This window comes from Brevundimonas aurantiaca, assembly GCF_014199955.1.
GTDB classification, from domain to species: Bacteria; Pseudomonadota; Alphaproteobacteria; order Caulobacterales; family Caulobacteraceae; genus Brevundimonas; species Brevundimonas aurantiaca.
On the sequence record NZ_JACHOQ010000001.1, the window covers coordinates 1 to 16,343 of the forward strand.

The 16,343-nt window shown below is 68.1% G+C and carries 16 protein-coding genes; 10 read left to right on the forward strand and 6 right to left on the reverse strand.

Features of this window, described 5'->3' with window-relative positions; translation table 11 throughout:
* Positions 1-18: 18 nt before the first annotated feature.
* Positions 19-279 carry an RcnB family protein gene (locus GGQ93_RS16365; protein WP_224764294.1) on the forward strand — a complete coding sequence of 87 codons (261 nt, stop codon included), beginning with the start codon at positions 19-21 and terminating at the stop codon, positions 277-279.
* A 100-nt stretch (positions 280-379) separates the two neighbouring features.
* On the opposite strand, the gene gatB is transcribed toward GGQ93_RS16365, so the two are convergent.
* Positions 380-1,882: an Asp-tRNA(Asn)/Glu-tRNA(Gln) amidotransferase subunit GatB gene (gene gatB, locus GGQ93_RS00010; protein WP_183214719.1), complete on the reverse strand. Its 1,503-nt coding sequence runs from the start codon at positions 1,880-1,882 to the stop codon at positions 380-382.
* A gap of 97 nt (positions 1,883-1,979) precedes the next feature.
* Between gatB and GGQ93_RS00015 the strand changes: the two genes are divergently transcribed.
* Both GGQ93_RS00015 and GGQ93_RS00020 read left to right on the forward strand, forming a co-directional pair.
* Positions 1,980-2,315, forward strand: a complete 336-nt coding sequence (locus GGQ93_RS00015; protein WP_224764295.1) for a hypothetical protein — start codon at positions 1,980-1,982, stop codon at positions 2,313-2,315.
* Positions 2,316-2,459: 144 nt separating this feature from the next.
* The gene (locus GGQ93_RS00020) at positions 2,460-2,843 is read left to right on the forward strand and encodes an endonuclease domain-containing protein (protein ID WP_183214721.1); all 384 of its coding nucleotides are present in this window, start codon (positions 2,460-2,462) and stop codon (positions 2,841-2,843) included.
* 41 nt (positions 2,844-2,884) lie between these two features.
* On the opposite strand, the gene gatA is transcribed toward GGQ93_RS00020, so the two are convergent.
* The 3 genes from gatA to GGQ93_RS00035 form a co-directional block, all read right to left on the reverse strand.
* Positions 2,885-4,363 carry an Asp-tRNA(Asn)/Glu-tRNA(Gln) amidotransferase subunit GatA gene (gatA, locus tag GGQ93_RS00025; protein ID WP_183214723.1) on the reverse strand — a complete coding sequence of 493 codons (1,479 nt, stop codon included), beginning with the start codon at positions 4,361-4,363 and terminating at the stop codon, positions 2,885-2,887.
* Between the two features lie 2 nt (positions 4,364-4,365).
* The gene (gene gatC / locus GGQ93_RS00030) at positions 4,366-4,653 is read right to left on the reverse strand and encodes an Asp-tRNA(Asn)/Glu-tRNA(Gln) amidotransferase subunit GatC (protein WP_008261275.1); all 288 of its coding nucleotides are present in this window, start codon (positions 4,651-4,653) and stop codon (positions 4,366-4,368) included.
* Between the two features lie 315 nt (positions 4,654-4,968).
* Positions 4,969-5,496 carry a hypothetical protein gene (locus tag GGQ93_RS00035; RefSeq protein WP_183214724.1) on the reverse strand — a complete coding sequence of 176 codons (528 nt, stop codon included), beginning with the start codon at positions 5,494-5,496 and terminating at the stop codon, positions 4,969-4,971.
* A 73-nt stretch (positions 5,497-5,569) separates the two neighbouring features.
* On the opposite strand from GGQ93_RS00035, the gene ruvX reads away from it, so the two are divergent.
* The 4 genes from ruvX (at position 5,570) to pyrC (ending at position 9,284) form a co-directional block, all read left to right on the forward strand.
* Positions 5,570-6,049, forward strand: coding sequence for a Holliday junction resolvase RuvX (ruvX, locus tag GGQ93_RS00040; RefSeq protein WP_183214725.1), 480 nt, complete (start codon positions 5,570-5,572; stop codon positions 6,047-6,049).
* A complete protein-coding gene (locus GGQ93_RS00045; protein ID WP_183214726.1) occupies positions 6,046-6,969 on the forward strand; it encodes an AEC family transporter in 924 nt (307 codons plus the stop codon). The genes ruvX and GGQ93_RS00045 overlap by 4 nt, the downstream gene beginning before the upstream one ends.
* Before the next feature lie 63 nt (positions 6,970-7,032).
* A complete protein-coding gene (locus tag GGQ93_RS00050; protein WP_183214727.1) occupies positions 7,033-8,013 on the forward strand; it encodes an aspartate carbamoyltransferase catalytic subunit in 981 nt (326 codons plus the stop codon).
* Complete coding sequence (gene pyrC, locus GGQ93_RS00055) at positions 8,013-9,284, forward strand: dihydroorotase (RefSeq protein WP_183214728.1); 1,272 nt, start codon at positions 8,013-8,015, stop codon at positions 9,282-9,284. Before GGQ93_RS00050 ends, pyrC begins: the two co-directional genes overlap by 1 nt.
* 130 nt (positions 9,285-9,414) lie before the next feature.
* Here pyrC and ubiM read toward each other — a convergent pair whose 3' ends face one another.
* The gene (gene ubiM, locus GGQ93_RS00060) at positions 9,415-10,596 is read right to left on the reverse strand and encodes a 5-demethoxyubiquinol-8 5-hydroxylase UbiM (RefSeq protein WP_183214729.1); all 1,182 of its coding nucleotides are present in this window, start codon (positions 10,594-10,596) and stop codon (positions 9,415-9,417) included.
* 68 nt (positions 10,597-10,664) lie between these two features.
* Positions 10,665-11,600 (reverse strand): glycerophosphodiester phosphodiesterase family protein, encoded by a 936-nt coding sequence (locus GGQ93_RS00065; RefSeq protein ID WP_183214731.1) that lies wholly within the window; start codon positions 11,598-11,600, stop codon positions 10,665-10,667.
* A gap of 127 nt (positions 11,601-11,727) precedes the next feature.
* Here GGQ93_RS00065 and plsY point away from each other — a divergent pair, with 127 nt between their 5' ends.
* The 3 genes from plsY to topA all read left to right on the forward strand — a co-directional run bounded on the left by plsY (position 11,728) and on the right by topA (position 16,199).
* Positions 11,728-12,366: a glycerol-3-phosphate 1-O-acyltransferase PlsY gene (gene plsY, locus GGQ93_RS00070; protein WP_152950601.1), complete on the forward strand. Its 639-nt coding sequence runs from the start codon at positions 11,728-11,730 to the stop codon at positions 12,364-12,366.
* Positions 12,363-13,433 carry a DNA-processing protein DprA gene (gene dprA / locus GGQ93_RS00075; RefSeq protein WP_183214732.1) on the forward strand — a complete coding sequence of 357 codons (1,071 nt, stop codon included), beginning with the start codon at positions 12,363-12,365 and terminating at the stop codon, positions 13,431-13,433. The genes plsY and dprA overlap by 4 nt, the downstream gene beginning before the upstream one ends.
* A gap of 138 nt (positions 13,434-13,571) precedes the next feature.
* Positions 13,572-16,199, forward strand: coding sequence for a type I DNA topoisomerase (topA, locus tag GGQ93_RS00080; protein ID WP_183214733.1), 2,628 nt, complete (start codon positions 13,572-13,574; stop codon positions 16,197-16,199).
* The last annotated feature ends 144 nt before the right edge of the window (positions 16,200-16,343 follow it).

Here is a 16,343-nt window from a genome sequence, read left to right on the forward strand (position 1 = left end):
TTTGCTCTTCCGTGAACCGTGATCGCTTCATTCTGTCCGTCCTTTCGAGGGGCGGACTCTAGCTATTCCTGGAGGAGTTTCAGGGGGTCACGTCACTATCGGTGGCGGACCGGCGCCTATCTGCCGCCCCAGTATCGAACCTACTATGTCCGCGACCCCTATTTCTACGGCCTGCGTCCGGCGCCGCACGGCTATCGCTACGTCCATGCCGGCAGCGACATTCTGCTGGTCGCCGTCGCGACGGGTCTGATCGCCAGCGTCCTTTCGAACGTCTATTGATCCGACACGGGCCTGAAGACGCCGTCCGAATGAAGAAGGCCCGGAGAGCGATCTCCGGGCCTTTTTCAGAGGTTTCGTCAGACGAGGGCGGGGCCGGAGGTCAAAGCCCCAGCTTGGCCTTCAGGATGTCGTTGACGGCGGCCGGATTGGCCTTGCCGCCGGTGGCCTTCATGACCTGGCCGACGAACCAGCCGAGAGCCTGTGGCTTCTCGGCGACGGCGGCGGCCTTGTCCGGATTGGCGGCGATGATCTCGTCGATCGCCTTCTCGATTGCGCCGGTGTCGGTCACCTGCTTCAGGCCGTGCTTCTCCACCACCTCGGCCGGCGAGCCTTCGCCGTTCCAGACGTGGTCGAACACCTCCTTGGCGATCTTGGAGGAGATGACGTTGGTCTCGATCAGTTCGACCAGCTGGGCCACATGGGCGGCCGGCAGCGGGTTCTCGCTGAAGTCCTTGCCGTCGGCGGCCAGACGCGCCGACACCTCGTTCGTCACCCAGTTGGCGACCAGCTTGGCGTCGCGCCCCTTCGCGGCGGCTTCGAAATAGTTGGCCTTGGCCTGTTCCGAGATCAGCACGATGGCGTCGTACTGGGACAGGCCGTACTGGCTCATCAGACGTTTGCGCTTGTCGTCCGGCAGTTCGGGCAGAGACGCCTTGATCTCGGCGATCCAGGCCTCTTCCAGGTCCAGCGGCAGCAGGTCGGGGTCGGGGAAGTAGCGGTAGTCCTGCGCCTCTTCCTTGGAGCGCATCGAACGCGTCTCGCCCTTCACTGGATCGAACAGGCGGGTTTCCTGAATGATCGAACCGCCGTCCTCGAGGATCTCGATCTGGCGGCGCGCCTCGTACTGGATCGCCTGGGAGATGAAGCGGAACGAGTTGACGTTCTTGATCTCGCAGCGCGTGCCCAGGAAGCTGAAGTCGCCCGTGGCCTTGAACTTCTCATAGTTGCCGGCGCGGCAGACCGAGACGTTCACGTCGGCGCGGAGGTTGCCCTTCTCCATGTCGCCGTCGCAGGTGCCCAGATAGACCAGGATGGTCCGGATCTTCTTGACGTAGGCGACCGCCTCTTCCGGCGTGCGCAGGTCGGGGCGCGAGACGATCTCCATCAGGGCCGTGCCGGCCCGGTTCAGGTCGACATAGCTCTCGGTCGGCGACAGGTCGTGGATCAGCTTGCCCGCATCCTGCTCCAGGTGCAGCCGCTCGATGCCGACGTTGAAGAAGCTGCCGTCCTCGGCCTCCACCTCGACCACGCCTTCGCCGACGATGGGGTAATACAGCTGGCTGATCTGATAGCCGGTCGGCAGATCGGGGTAGAAGTAGTTCTTGCGGTCGAACTGGCTGCGCTTGTTGATCTGCGCACGCAGGCCCAGACCGGTCTTCACCGCCTGTTCGACGCAGTGCTTGTTCAGGGTCGGCAGCATGCCGGGGAAGCCGGCGTCCACCAGCGAGACCTGTTCGTTCGGCCCCGCGCCGAAGCCGACGGCGGCGCCGGAGAAGAGTTTGGCCTTGGAGGCCACCTGGGCGTGGATCTCCAGCCCCATGACGATTTCCCAATCGCCGGTGCGGCCCTTGATGGTTTTCGGGTTCGGAACAGTGTCGGTCATGGGGTCGTCCTAGCGCCGTCGGCGGCGGCGAGAAAGAGGCTGTCTTGAGGGCGTCGCGAAATCGCGCTCAACTTCGGTCGCCTCAATGGAGAATCCCATGTCCAAGACCCTGATCGCCGCCGCTGCGGCCCCCCTGCTGCTGGTCGGCGCCGCCTCGGCCCAGACCGCCCCGGCTCCGGCCCCGGCCCAAGACCAGGCTCATGCCGAGCATCACGCCCATCCGACCATCGACAGCCCGATCGAGGCTCTGGTGAACGATCCGGCGACCAAGGCCGTGCTGGAGAAGCACCTGCCCGGCATGGACAAGCATCCCGCCTACGGCCAGTTCAAGGGCATGACCCTGCGCCAGGTCGCCCCCTGCTCCCAGGGAGCCATCACCGACGAGAAGATCGCGGCCATTGACGCCGACCTGAAGGCGCTGCCGGCGGCTTGATCTTCCCCTCTCCCGGAGGGAGAGGGAGGGGCCCGCGCCGCAGGCGTGGGAGGGTGAGGGAAAGACGTCGGCCGTCAATAGCATGGTCTTCCCTCACCTAAGCCTTTCGGCCGCCTTCTCCCTCCGGGGGATAGGGCCGCAACCATGACGAGACAAGAGCGAACAGATCGGGCGCGGACGCTGAGACAGACGTCCGGTCTGGCGGAACGACGCACCTGGTCTCTGTTGCGCGGCGGGCGGTGCGACGGGTTCAAGTTCCGTCGGCAGCATCCGATTGATCGCTACTATGCGGACTTCGCCTGCGAGGCGTTGAGGCTGGTCATCGAACTGGATGGCCCGGTCCATGAGCGGGACGAGGTAGTGCTGAACGACCATTATCGCCAGCTGGACATCGAAGCGCTGGGGTGGGTCGTCATAAGGTTTACCAATGCTCAGGCCCTGGGGGAGCCGCATCAGATCACCGATGCGGTCCGCGATCATGCGAGACGGGTGAGGTCGGTCCCTCACCCTCCCACTCAACTGCGTTGAGCGGGTCCCTCCCTCTCCCTCCGGGAGAGGGGAAGATCAGTTCACCACCACTTGCCCGGCTTGGCCGTGAAGCCCGCCGCCCGTTCCAGCGCCGCGCCGACCTGGAAGACCGTGGCCTCGTCCAGGGCCTTGCCGATGACCTGGAGGCCGAGCGGGAGGCCGTTGGAATCGACGCCGGCGGGGACCGAAATGCCGGGCAGGCCGGCCAGGTTGGTCGTGACCGTGAAGACGTCGTTCAGATACATGGTCAGGGGATCGATCTGCTTGTCCCCCAGGGCGAAGGCGGCCGACGGGGTCGAGGGGGTCAGGATGGCGTCCACCCGGCCCCAGACATTGTCGAAGTCCTCGGCTATGCGGCGACGGACCTTCAGCGCCTTGACGTAGTAGGCGTCGTAGAAGCCGGCCGACAGCACATAGGCGCCGATGGTCAGGCGACGCTGGACCTCCTTGCCGAAGCCCTCGGCGCGCGAGGCGGCGTAGAGGTCGTCCAGGGACTTGAAGTCATCCGCCCGGTGCCCGAACCGCATGCCGTCATAACGGGCCAGGTTGGACGAGGCCTCGGCCGGCGCCACGATATAATAGGTCGGCAGGGCGTACTTCGTGTGCGGCAGGCTGATGTCCACGATCTCGCAGCCGGCGTCCTTCAGCCAAGCCACGCCCTGATCCCACAGGGCCTGGATTTCGGCGGGCATGCCGTCCACGACATATTCGCGCGGCACGCCGATGCGCAGGCCCTTGACCGACTGGCCGACCGAAGCGCTCCAGTCGGGCGTCGGGACGTCCAGGCTGGTGGAGTCCTTGGCGTCGAACGAGCACATGGACTGCAGCAGCAGGGCCGCATCCTCGACCGTCTTGGTGATCGGGCCGGCCTGATCCAGCGATGAGGCGAAGGCCACCATGCCGAAGCGGCTGGCGCGGCCATAGGTGGGCTTGATCCCGACCGTGCCGGTGAAGGCCGCAGGCTGGCGGATCGAACCGCCGGTGTCGGAGGCGGTGGCGGCCAGGCACAGGTCGGCGGCGACGGCCGAGGCCGACCCGCCGGAAGACCCGCCCGGCGTCAGATCGGCGTTGGAGCCGGTCGATTTCCACGGGTTCTTGACCGGACCGAAGGCCGAGGTCTCGTTGGACGAACCCATGGCGAATTCGTCCATGTTCAGCTTGCCCAGCATGACCGCCCCGTCGCGCCACAGATTGGCGGTGACGGTCGATTCATACGGCGGGACGAAGCCGCGCAGCATGTTGGACCCGGCCGTGGTCTGGACGCCCTCGGTGCAGAACAGGTCCTTGATGCCCAGCGGCGCGCCTTCCAGCACCCCGCCCTCGCCGGCGGCGATGCGGGCGTCGGACGCGCGGGCCATGTCCATGGCCTTGTCCGCCGTCACCTCGACATAGGCGTTCAGCGTCGGATTGGCGGCCTCGATGGCGGTCAGAAAGGCCTGGGTGATTTCGGCCGAGGAGAAATCCTTGGCCTTCAGGCCGTCGACGGCGGCCTTCAGGGTCAATTTGGTCAGGTCGCTCATGATTATTCGACCACCTTGGGCACGACGAAGAAGCCGTCGGCCGACTTCGGGGCGTTGGACAGGACGGCGTCGATCTTGCCGCCGTCGGTGACCACGTCCTCGCGCAGGCGCAGGGGCTGGGCGACGTTCGAGGTCATGGGCTCGACGCCGTCGACATCGACCTCGTTCAGCTGCTCGATCCACTGCAGGATGCCGTTCAGCTCCTGGGCCAGCGGCTCCAGCCGATCCTCGGGGGTCTTGATGCGGGCGAGATGCGCGACCTTGCGCACCGTCGCAGCGTCGATGGCCATGCGGCCCTCCAATGCACGTCGGTAAAGGGGTCTAGGGGGCGGGATTAGCGGCACAGGCGCGGATTCACAAGAACATCGCCCCGCTGGCGCGCCACTGGCCGGATATGGGTCGCATCCCGTGTCGTAAAAACAGGGTGACAAACCGCCAAACCGCCAAAACTCACTGCATCGCGCCCTCCCGCGTTTACTACCTGACACTATAACCCGGCCGGAAAGAGCGATGGGTTGGCGGGCGTGAAATCAGCCTCAAACGCTTGTGCAGACGCAGTACAGCGTGGGCGGCCAATAAACTTTGTCGGCTGGTCGCCGCGCTGTTCAGCGCAAGCAGTCAGGCAGCGGCTCTGCACGCGGCGCACGCCAAACGATGGGGTTAGCTCGCCCCGTTACCTCGGCCGAAAGGAGATGCGGGTGCTGTTCCGGCCAAGTGAGACTATACTGCATCAGGACGACCTCCTGTACGCCGCTCGGGCCGGGGATGACCACATCGAGGTCGAGCGTAACGGACATGATCCGTTCTGTATCTCCAGGCTGCCTCGCAATGCAGCCAACCGGCATGCGGCTGCCGCTCCAGTTCACCACGTGTTCAAGCCGGAACAGCCGCTCACCATCGCGACCGGGGACGCCGATGTAGAGCATCGCAGCCCGTCCGTTCCTGCGTTGGGACTTGCCGTACAGGCGAACGCCGGGCGAGCCGAAAAGGAGGCCCGCGCTTTTCTCTTGGGGTGTCAGCACTCCGGCCTCAACGGGCCTCAACTTCACCGAAGTCGCCGGGGGAAAAGCCGAAACAGGGCCCGCTACAGTCGCCAGGACGACAAACGCAACCACCCGTGAAATCGTACGCATTACGCCCTCCCCGCCCGAGATTTCTCGAACCATCGCCTTTGACTTAAGCCCGCGCCAGTCCTAACCGCAGGCCGTGCCTGTTCTCGACCTCCTCGACCTGCCCGCCGCCTGCCCGCCCGACACCCCGTGGATGGGGCTGGATCTGGGCGAGAAGACGATCGGGGTGGCGGTGTCGGACGCCACTCGCATGATCGCCTCGCCGCTGGAGCTGATCCGCAAATCCAAGTTCACGCATGAAGCCGAACATCTGTTCAAGCTGATGGCGCATCGCAAGGTCTCGGCCCTGGTGATCGGCCTGCCGGTCAATATGGACGGGACTGAAGGGCCGCGCGCCCAGTCGTGCCGCGCCTTCGCCCGCAATCTGGAGCGGCTGCGGCCCATCAACGTCGCCTTCTGGGACGAGCGGCTGTCCACCAGCGCGGTCGAGCGGTTCCTGATCGAAGATCTGGACCTGAACCGCAAGCGCCGGGCCGAGGTCGTGGACCGCACCGCCGCCGCCTGGATTCTGCAGGGGGCGCTGGACCGGGTGCGGGATCAGGCGAGCTGGATTTGACCGGGCTTATCGCCGGCGTCCTGCCGGTCTTTCTGATGATCGCCCTGGGCTATGGGCTGCGAAAGTCCGGCTTCCTGCCCGATGAGGCCTGGCGGCCGATCGAGAAGCTGTCGATCAATATCTTCTACCCCAGCTTCCTGATCCCGGCGATCTGGCACGCGGACCTGGCCGGCGGCGGGGCGACGGTGGCGGGGGCGGCGGCGGTCGGGGCGACCCTGATCGTGGCGGCGGCCACCTATGCGGCCAAGCCCCTGATCCCGCTGGACGGGCCGGCCTACACCAGCGTGTTCCAGGGGGTGATCCGCTGGAACAGTTTCGTCTTCGTGCCGGTGATCCAGTCGGTCTATGGCTCGACCGGGACGGCCATGGCGGCGGTGGCCATCGCCTTCATCATTCCGGTGACCAATATCACCTGTGTGGCGGTTCTGGCCAAATGGGGAGCGCTGAAGCGCGAGCCCTCGGTGCGGGGTCTGGCGAAGTCGATGATCGCCAATCCGATCCTGCTGGCCTGTCTGATCGGTCTGGGGCTGAACCTGCTGCGGGTCCCGCTGATCCCCGGCCTGTCGGATGCGATGGACCTGCTGGGCGCGGCCGCCCTGCCCCTGGGTCTGATCGTCGCCGGAGCCGGTCTGTCCTTCGCCGAGGTCAGGCGCCGCCAGGGGACCATCGCCGCCGTGACCCTGGTCAAGCTGGGGGTCATGCCGCCCCTGATGTGGCTGATCGCCTGGGCCCTGGGCGGCGACAGCCTGACCCAGGGGGTGGCCCTGATCTGCGGGGCGGCGCCGGGATCGGCCGCCTCCTATATGCTGGCGCGGCAGATGGGCGGGGACGCGCCCCTGATCGCGGGGATCATCGCCTCGACCACCGTCGGCAGCGCGGTGGTGATTCCGGTCCTTCTGGCCCTGTTTCACTTCGTTTGATCCGCAGCCCGGCCGGCCCCCGGTCTGGCGTTTGCGGCGACTCCCGCCTATAGGCGCGTCTCGATGACCCAGCCCCACGACGTCACCGACCAGACCATTCGAGAGCGGCTGATTCCGTTCCCCAAGGCCCATTTCCTGGCCGCCTCGGATCTGAACCCCTTCGTCACCCCGCAGCTGCTGGACCTGGGCGACGCCTTCGTCGACTTCAATCGCCAGTCGTCCAAGGCCCTGGATCTGCTGCACGGGCGCACGGTCGTGAACCTGTTCTTCGAGAACTCGACCCGCACCAGCTCCTCGTTCGAGATCGCCGCCAAGCGGCTGGGCGCAGACGTCGTCACCATGCCAGTGGCCTCCTCCTCGGTGAAGAAGGGCGAGACCCTGATCGATACGGCGGTGACGCTGAATGCGATGAAGCCGGACATTCTGGTGATCCGCCATTCGGCCTCGGGCGCGGCGGAGCTGCTGAGCCAGAAGGTCGGCTGCGCCGTCGTCAACGCCGGGGACGGCCGCCATGAGCACCCGACCCAAGCCCTGCTGGACCTGCTGTCGATGCGCCGCGCCTTCGGCGACGTGACCAGCCTGACGGTCGCCATCTGCGGCGACATCACCCACAGCCGGGTGGCGCGCTCGAACGTCGCCCTGTTGCAGATGATGGGGGCGCGGGTGCGCCTGATCGGGCCGCCGACCCTGGTGCCGGGCGACGCCGACCGTTGGGGTTGCGAGGTCTTCCACGACATGCGCGAGGGGCTGGCCGGCTGCGACGTGGTCATGATGCTGCGGCTTCAGTTGGAGCGGATGGCCGGCGCCCTGGTGCCCTCGACCCGCGAATATTTCCGCTTCTGGGGTCTGGACCGCGAGAAGCTGGCCTGGGCCAAGCCGGGCGCCCGGGTCATGCACCCCGGGCCGATGAACCGGGGGGTCGAGATCGATTCCGACGTGGCCGACGACCTGGACGTCTCCCTGATCCAGGATCAGGTCGAGATGGGCGTCGCCGCCCGCATGGCCGTGCTGGCCTCCCTGTCGGCCCGCTGGGGGGACAAGTGATGACCACCCTCGCCATCCTCAACGCCCGGCTGCTGGACCCCGCCAGCGACTATGACGGCCCCGGCGGCGTCCTGATCGAGAATGGCCGCATCGTGCGCGTCGTTCACGGTGCGGCTCAGATCGACGCCGATCAGGTGATCGACGCCGATGGCCTTTGCCTGTCGCCCGGCCTGATCGACATTCGGGTCAAGACCGGCGAACCCGGCGCTGAACCGAAAGAGACGCTGAAGTCCGCCAGCCTGGCCGCCGCGGCCGGGGGCGTGACGACCATCGTGGTCCAGCCCGACACCGATCCCGCCGTCGACGACCCGGCCATGGTCGACTTCATCCAGCGTCGCGGCGCAGCCCTGAACCTGGTCAATGTTCGCGCCGCCGGCGCCGCGACCAAGGCCCTGGACGGCCAGCGGATGGCCGAGATCGGCCTGATGGACGAGGCCGGCGCCCTGTATTTCACCGACGGCGACAAGGTCATCGTCAACAGCCGCACCCTGCAGCGGGTGATGAGCTACGCCGCCGCCTTCAACGCCCTGATCGCCTGTCGTCCGTCCGACCCCTGGCTGACGGAAGGGTCTGTCGCGGCCTCGGGCGAACTGGCCACGCGCCTGGGCCTGTCCGGCAGCCCGGCCATCGCCGAGCGGATCGGGCTGGAGCGCGACCTGGCCCTGGTCGAACAGACGGGCGCCCGGTTCCTGGTGGATCAGATCTCGACCGAGGGGGCGCTGGAGACCCTGGCGCGGGCGCGGGCCAAGGGGCTGGAGGTCGCGGTCAGCGTCTCGATCAACCACCTGTGCTTCAACGAGGTGGACATCGGCGACTATCGCACCTTCTACCGGCTGGACCCGCCGCTGCGGTCCGAGGCCGATCGCCAAGCCCTGATCGAGGCGGTGCGCGAGGGGCTGATCGACGTGATCACCTCGGCCCACGCCCCGGCCCCGGCCGAGGACAAGCGCCGCCCCTTCGCCGAGGCCGCGCCCGGCGCCGTGGGCCTGGAGACCCTGCTGCCCGCCGCCCTGACACTGCACCACGAGGACGGTCTGGACCTGCTGGACGTGCTGCGGCCCCTGACCCAGGGACCGGCGGCGCTGCTGGGCCTCGACGCCGGGGTGCTGGCCGAAGGCGCGCCCGCCGACCTGGTGCTGTTCGACCCAGGGGCGCCGGTGATCGTCGATGCGGATACGCTGCGCTCGAAGTCGAAGAACTCGCCGTTCGACGGACGCAGACTGCAGGGCCAGGTGATCGGGACCTGGGTGGGCGGCCGTAAGGTTTTCTGAAGCCCGCTTCGCTACTTTCGTCATCCTCGGGCTTGACCCGAGGATCGGACGCGGTTCTGGACCGATTAAACCTTCGTCGCATCAACGGCGGACCTTCCGATCCTCGGGTCAAGCCCGAGGATGACGGTGTTCACGCCGTCAGCATTCGCTTCACCACCCGTTTGAACGGCGCCGTGGCCTGGCCGGCGCGCAGGGCGGCGGCGCGCGCCAGACGGGCCGGCGGCGTTTCCTGGGTGAACAAGCGGACCAGGGCGTTGGTGCCCTGGTACAGGGGCCAGCTGGCGAGGCGGTGGTCGCGTTCATAGCGGGCCAGCAGGCGTTCCGCGCCGATGTCCCCGCCCCGCGCCGACTTCAACACCTTGGCCAAGACGTCCTGTCCGCGCAGACCCAGGTTGAAGCCGTGGGCGGTGACCGGGTGCATGCCCACGGCGGCGTCGCCGATCAGGGCGAAACCCTCGCCCGCGAACCGGCGGCTCCAGGTGGTGGCCAGGGGATAGGCGCAACGTTCGCTGACCAATTCCAGCCCGGTCAGCCGGCCCTTCAGCCGCCGCTCCATCTCGACCGCAAAGGCCTCAGGCGACAGGCGCATCAGGTCGGCGATGGCCGGGGCGGCCAGAGTCAGGACGACGGAGGAGACCCGTTCCTGGGCGTCGGCGACGGGCAGCAGGGCGACGGTCTGGCGGTGGTCGAACCATTCGGTGGCGACATGGCCGTGCGCCTGATCGTGACGCATCCGGCAGACCATCATCGACCGGCCCAGCCGGTTCATCTCGACCCCGACGCCCAGTTGGTCGCGCACGCCGGAGAAGCGCGAGTCGGCCGCCACGATCAGCTTCGCCCGGAGCGTCGCGCCGTCGTCCAGCACGACCCGGCCGCGCGGGGCGGCGCCCTGGACAGCACAGCTCGACACCCGCCGCCCAGCCATCAGGGTCACGCCCGACTGGCCTTCCACGACTTCAAACAGGGCGCGGCGGATCAGGTGGTTGGGGATCAGGACGCCCAGCCGGTCGGCGCCGCCAGCGTCGAAGGTCAGGGCGAAGGGCGAGCCGCCGTCCAGCACCCGCGCCTCGCGCAAATCCGAAATCTCTTCCGCCGGAACCCGGTCCCAGGCGCCGAGAGACTTCAACAGGCGGATCGAGTTGTGGGTCAGGGCGATCTCGCGTCCGTCGAAGGCCGGATCGCGCAAGGCCGCCTCGTCCTGTCCCTCGATCAGAGCGATCGTCAGCCCCGCCCCGGCCAGCGACCGGGTGAAGGCCAGGCCCGCCGGTCCGGCCCCGACCACGGCCACGTCGAACATCAGATCATCGCGCATGCTGAACTCCTGATCTTCCCCTGCCCTAGCCCGTTCGTCCGCTCCTTGATCGAGCGCAAATCGTCGCGTCAGCGCGGGCGGCGGCAGGCGGCGGCCTTGGCGACTTCCGCGCCCAGCACCGACTGGACCGCCAGGGGCGTGTCGGTGGCGATGACGGTCACGCCCTGGCGGAACAGGTCGCGGTATTCGGAGACGTCGCCGTCGGCGGCGTAGCGGTCATCGCGGCGGCGGCCCTCCGCCCCCAGGGTGCCGAACTGGACCTCGACCCCCGCCTGACGCAGGGCCGACCACAGGCCGGGCCGCTCCTCGCGCGTGCCGGTCCAGGCCAGGATCTGAGCCGGGTTCAGACCGTCCAGATCCTCCACGCCGTCCAGACCGGCCGAGATCATCATCTCCGGCGCCAAGGCCGCGACGGCGCGGGCGTCGGCGTCATTATAGGTGATCAGGATGACCCGGTTCTGCGCACCCGAGCGCCGCACCTCGGCAATGATGGTTTTCGCCAGATCGACGGTGGTCGCGCCGTCTGCCGGCTTCAGGTCCAGGCTGGCGATGGCGCCGACGCGGCCGGCGGCGTTCAGGGCCTCGGCCAGGGTCGGGGGCGCGGCCTCGGTCAAGGCGCCGTTCGAGGCCTTCAGCCGGGCGGCCTTGACCTGGGCCAGGGTCAGGTCGGCGACGCGACCCCGGCCGGTCGTGGTCCGGTCCATCGTCTCGTCGTGCATCAGCACCAGATGGCCGTCCCTGGTCAGGACCGCGTCCAGTTCGAGGACGGCGCCGGGAATGGCTCGCCCGGTCGCCTCGATGGCGGCGATGGAGTTCTCAGGCTGGTCCGGGGCCGAGACCGCCCGGTGGGCGGAAATGGCCACCCCGCCGTCGCGGACACAGTCGAAATAGGCGGCCATGGCCGGGCGGGACACGGCCCCCTCCCCGCCGGTCGGAGCGCCGACGCAGGCCGAAGCCGACATCAGCAGGATCGAGACGGCGACGGCGGTGGAATATCGGCTCATGAGAGTCTCCGGAAAGGCGGGCGGACCTGACCCTGCGTCATTCATCGGGTCAAGAGGCCGGATCGCCCTTGCTCCGTAAGGCGCGCCGACGCATTTTGCCGCTGCATTTCCCGGGGAGAGAATCAAAGTGCAGGATCTGGTGGGGCCCGCGGTCGGGACCTTGGCGCTGGTCGCGCTGGGCGGATATCTGCTCGGCTCGATCCCGTTCGGCGTGGTGATCACCCGCGCCGCCGGCGCCGGCGACGTGCGCAACATCGGCTCCGGCAATATCGGCGCGACCAATGTGCTGCGCACCGGGCGCAAGGACCTGGCCCTGGCCACCTTGCTGCTGGACGCCGGCAAGGGGGCCGTCGCCCTGTTGATCGCCCGCGCCCTGTTCGACAGCCAGGCTGCGGGCGCCATCGCCGGCGGCGCGGCCTTCCTGGGCCACCTGTTTCCCGTCTGGCTGAAGTTCAAGGGCGGCAAGGGGGTGGCGACCTTCTATGGCCTGCTGCTGGCCGCCGCCTGGCCCCTGGGCCTGATGGCCGGCGCCGTCTGGCTGATCAGCGCCTTCGCCTTCCGCTATTCGTCGCTGGCGGCCCTGATCTCCTCGGCGACTGCGCCCCTTCTGGCCCTGTTGCCGCTGGCCGCCGTCGGCCTGCCGGTGGACATGCCGATCCTGGCCCTGACCGTCTTCGCCGCCGTGCTGATCTGGATCCGCCACCACGAGAACATCGCCCGGCTGCTGAAGGGCGAGGAGCCGCGCATCGGGGCCAAGAAGGCGTGACCCCGGCGGCGGACGAACGGTTCGCCCGGCTGCGGCTCGCCCGCACCGACCGCATCGGTCCCGCCGCCTTTTCCCAGTTGCTGGGCCGTTATGGGTCAGCTGTCCGCGTGCTGGAGGTCCTGCCCGACCTGGTCCGCAAGTCCGGCGCGGCCTCCATTCCGCCGCCCGTCGCAGGCATTGAGCGCGAACTGGCTGACGGCGAGCGGATCGGCGCGCGCCTGCTGGTGCTGGGCGATCCTGACTATCCTGAGATGTTGGCGAACCTGGACCCGCCGCCGCCGATTCTGTGGGCGCGGGGTCGGGTCGATCTGTTGAACACGCCCAGCATCGCCATCGTCGGCGCCCGCATCGCCTCGGCGGGCGGGCAGAGGATCGCGCGCGGCCTGGCGCTGCAACTGGGTCAGGCGGGGCATGTCGTCGTCTCGGGCATGGCGCGCGGCATCGACGCCGCCGCCCACGAAGGCGCCCTGGCGACGGGGACCGTCGCGGTCCTGGGCGGCGGGGTGGACGACGTCTATCCGCCCGAACACGCGGATCTTTACGCGCGGCTGATCGACCAGGGCTGCGTCGTGTCGGAAAGCCCCGTCGGCGCGCGGGCCCAGGCGCGGGACTTCCCCCGCCGCAACCGCATCATCTCGGGCCTGTCGCGCGGCGTCGTGGTGGTGGAGGCGGAGATCAAGTCCGGCTCGCTGATCACGGCCCGACTGGCGGCCGAACAGGGGCGCGACGTCTTCGCCGTGCCGGGCTCGCCGCTGGACCCGCGCGCCAAGGGGCCGAACGAACTGCTGCGCCAGGGCGCCATCCTCTGCGAGGGGATCGAGGACATCGAGCGCGCCTTCAACACCTTGCGCACCCTGCGCGCGCCGCCGTCGGAGCCGATGGATTATGGCGAGGTGGACGACGCCTTCCTGGACCGGGTCGCCGCCCTGCTCTCGCCCACCCCGACGCCGCGCGACGAGATCGCTCGCGCCCTGAACGCCCCCATGGGCCAGGTCGCCGCCGCCCTGCTGGAGCTGAGCCTGGCCGGCCGAGCCGAGCTGCTGCCGGGCGGTCTGGCGTCGATATAGTGAAGTCTCTTCCGGATTCGTCTTCGATCCGTGATAGTCACCCGATAATCCGCAAGTTCACGGGCGTCCGGGGGCCGGTGCATTGACACATGGCTCCGCTCCAACCACGTTCGCGCCCCTTCCCGAGACCGAACACGCATGAACCTCGTCATCGTCGAGAGCCCCGCAAAGGCCAAGACCATCAATAAATACCTCGGCTCCGGCTACGAGGTTCTGGCGTCCTACGGCCACGTCCGCGACCTGCCGTCCAAGGACGGATCGGTCCTGCCCGACGACGACTTCTCCATGCACTGGGAGGCCGACGCCAAGGGCGCCAAACGCCTGTCCGAAATCGCCGAGGCCGCCAAGCGCGCCGACCGCGTCATCCTGGCGACCGACCCCGACCGCGAAGGGGAGGCCATCAGCTGGCACGTGCTGGAGGTGCTGAACAAGAAGAAGGCGCTGAAAGACACCCAGGTCGAACGCGTCACCTTCAACGCCATCACCAAGTCCGCCGTGCTGGAGGCCATGGCCAATCCGCGCCAGCTCGATATGGAGCTGGTCGAGGCCTATCTGGCCCGCCGCGCGCTCGACTACCTCGTCGGCTTCACCCTCTCGCCAGTCCTGTGGCGCAAGCTGCCGGGCGCGCGCTCGGCCGGGCGGGTGCAGTCGGTGGCGCTGCGCATCGTCGTCGATCGCGAGATGGAGATCGAGAAGTTCAAGCCTCAGGAATACTGGTCCATCGAGGCGGACCTGAACGCCGACAGCCCGCCCTTCACCGCCCGCCTGGTCAAGCACGCCGGCAAGCGGGTGCAGCGTCTGGACATCAAGGACGAGGCCACCGCCTCGGCCGCCCGCGCCGCCATCCAGGCCGGGGACTTCACCATCAATTCGGTCGAGAAGAAGCCGGTCCGTCGCAACCCGGCGCCGCCCTTCACCACCTCCACCCTGCAGCAGGAGGCCGCGCGCAAGCTGGGCTTCACCGCCCAGCGCACCATGCAGGCGGCGCAGAAACTGTATGAGGGCGTGGACGAGACCGGCGGCCTGATCACCTATATGCGGACCGACGGCGTGTCCGTCAGCCCCGAGGGTCTGGCCCAGGCGCGCGAGGTGATCGGCAAGGAGTACGGCCCCGCCTATGTCCCGGCCGAACCTCGCCATTACAAGGTGAAGGCGAAGAATGCTCAGGAAGCGCACGAAGCGATCCGGCCAACCAACATCGCCCGCCATCCCGACAGCCTGCGCCTCGAGTCCGATCTTCAGCGCCTCTATGAGCTGATCTGGAAGCGGATGGTCGCCTCGCAGATGGAGGCCGCGCGTCTGGACCGCACCACGGTCGAGATCGAGACCTCCGACGGGCTGACCGGCCTGCGCGCCACCGGCCAGGTGGTGACCTTCGACGGCTTCCTGGCCGTCTATGAGGAAGGCCGCGACGAGAAGCAGAAGGGCGCGGAAGGCGACGAGGGCGAAGACGACACCAGCCGCCTGCCGGCCCTGAAGGAGGGCGCCAAGGCCAAGGTCGACGCCATCCGCACCGATCAGCATTTCACCGAACCGCCCCCGCGCTATTCGGAAGCCACCCTGGTCAAGAAGCTGGAAGAACTGGGCATCGGCCGCCCCTCGACCTACGCCTCGACCCTGTCGACCCTGCGCGACAGGGAATATGTGCGGGTGGACAAGAACCGCTTCTATCCTGAGGACAAGGGGCGGCTGGTCACGGCCTTCCTGGAGCAGTTCTTCAGCAAATGGGTCGAGTACGACTTCACCGCCGCGCTTGAGACCCGGCTTGACGAGGTTTCGGCCGGCGATCTGAACTGGAAGGTGCTGCTGCGCGAGTTCTGGCAGGACTTCCACGCCGCGACCCAAGCCGCGGGCGAGCTGCGCACCACGGCCATTCTGGACGCCCTGAACGAGAGCCTGGGCGCCCATATCTTCCCCGACAAGGGCGACGGGTCCGACCCGCGCGAATGCCCCCTGTGCCACCAGGGCCAACTGAGCCTGAAGACCAGCCGGTTCGGCGCCTTCATCGGCTGCTCGCGCTATCCTGACTGCAAATACACCCGTCCCGTCGCCAGTCCTTCGGCCGAGGACGGGTCGGCCGAGAGCGGCGATCGCGAACTGGGGGTCGATCCGGCGACCGGACACCCCGTGCAGCTGAAGATCGGCCGCTTCGGCCCCTATGTCGAAATCGCGCCGCCGGACGGCGAGAAGCCAAAACGCTCGTCCCTGCCCAAGGGCTGGTCGCCCGCGTCCCTGACGCTGGACCAGGCTCTGCGATTGCTGGCCCTGCCGCGCGAGGTCGGGGTTCACCCCGAGGACGGCAAGATGATCACGGCGGGCCTGGGCCGTTACGGTCCCTTCGTCCTGCACGCCGGCACCTACGCCAATGTCTCGGACATCGACGAGGTGTTCGAGGTCGGTCTGAACCGCGCCGTCGCCCTGCTGGCCGAGAAGCGCGCCGGTCGTCCCGGCCGCGGGGCGGCTGCGGCCCCGCTGAAGGACCTGGGCGCACACCCGGAGACGGGCGAGCCGATCCACGTCATGGCCGGCCGCTTCGGCCCCTATGTCAAATCGGGCAAGATCAACGCCACCCTGCCGAAAGGCACGGTGCCCGAAGACCTGACCTTGGAAGCCGCCCTGCCCCTGCTCGCCGCCAAGGCCGGCGCGGCGCCGAAGAAGAAGGCGCCGGCGAAGAAAACGGCTGCGTCGAAGAAGGCTGCGGCTGCGAAGAAGCCCGCCGCCAAGAAGGCGCCGGCGAAGAAGGCCAAGGCGAAGGCGGAAGACTGACTCATAAGGCCCCTCTCCCGCCGGGAGAGGGCTTGAGCGCACGAGAGCGAAGCGATCGTTCTGGCGCGAAAGGGTGAGGGTTCGGCGGTGCGAACCGGCCCACCGGCCGGCCCTCATCCGGCCCTCCGGGCCACCTTCTCCCAA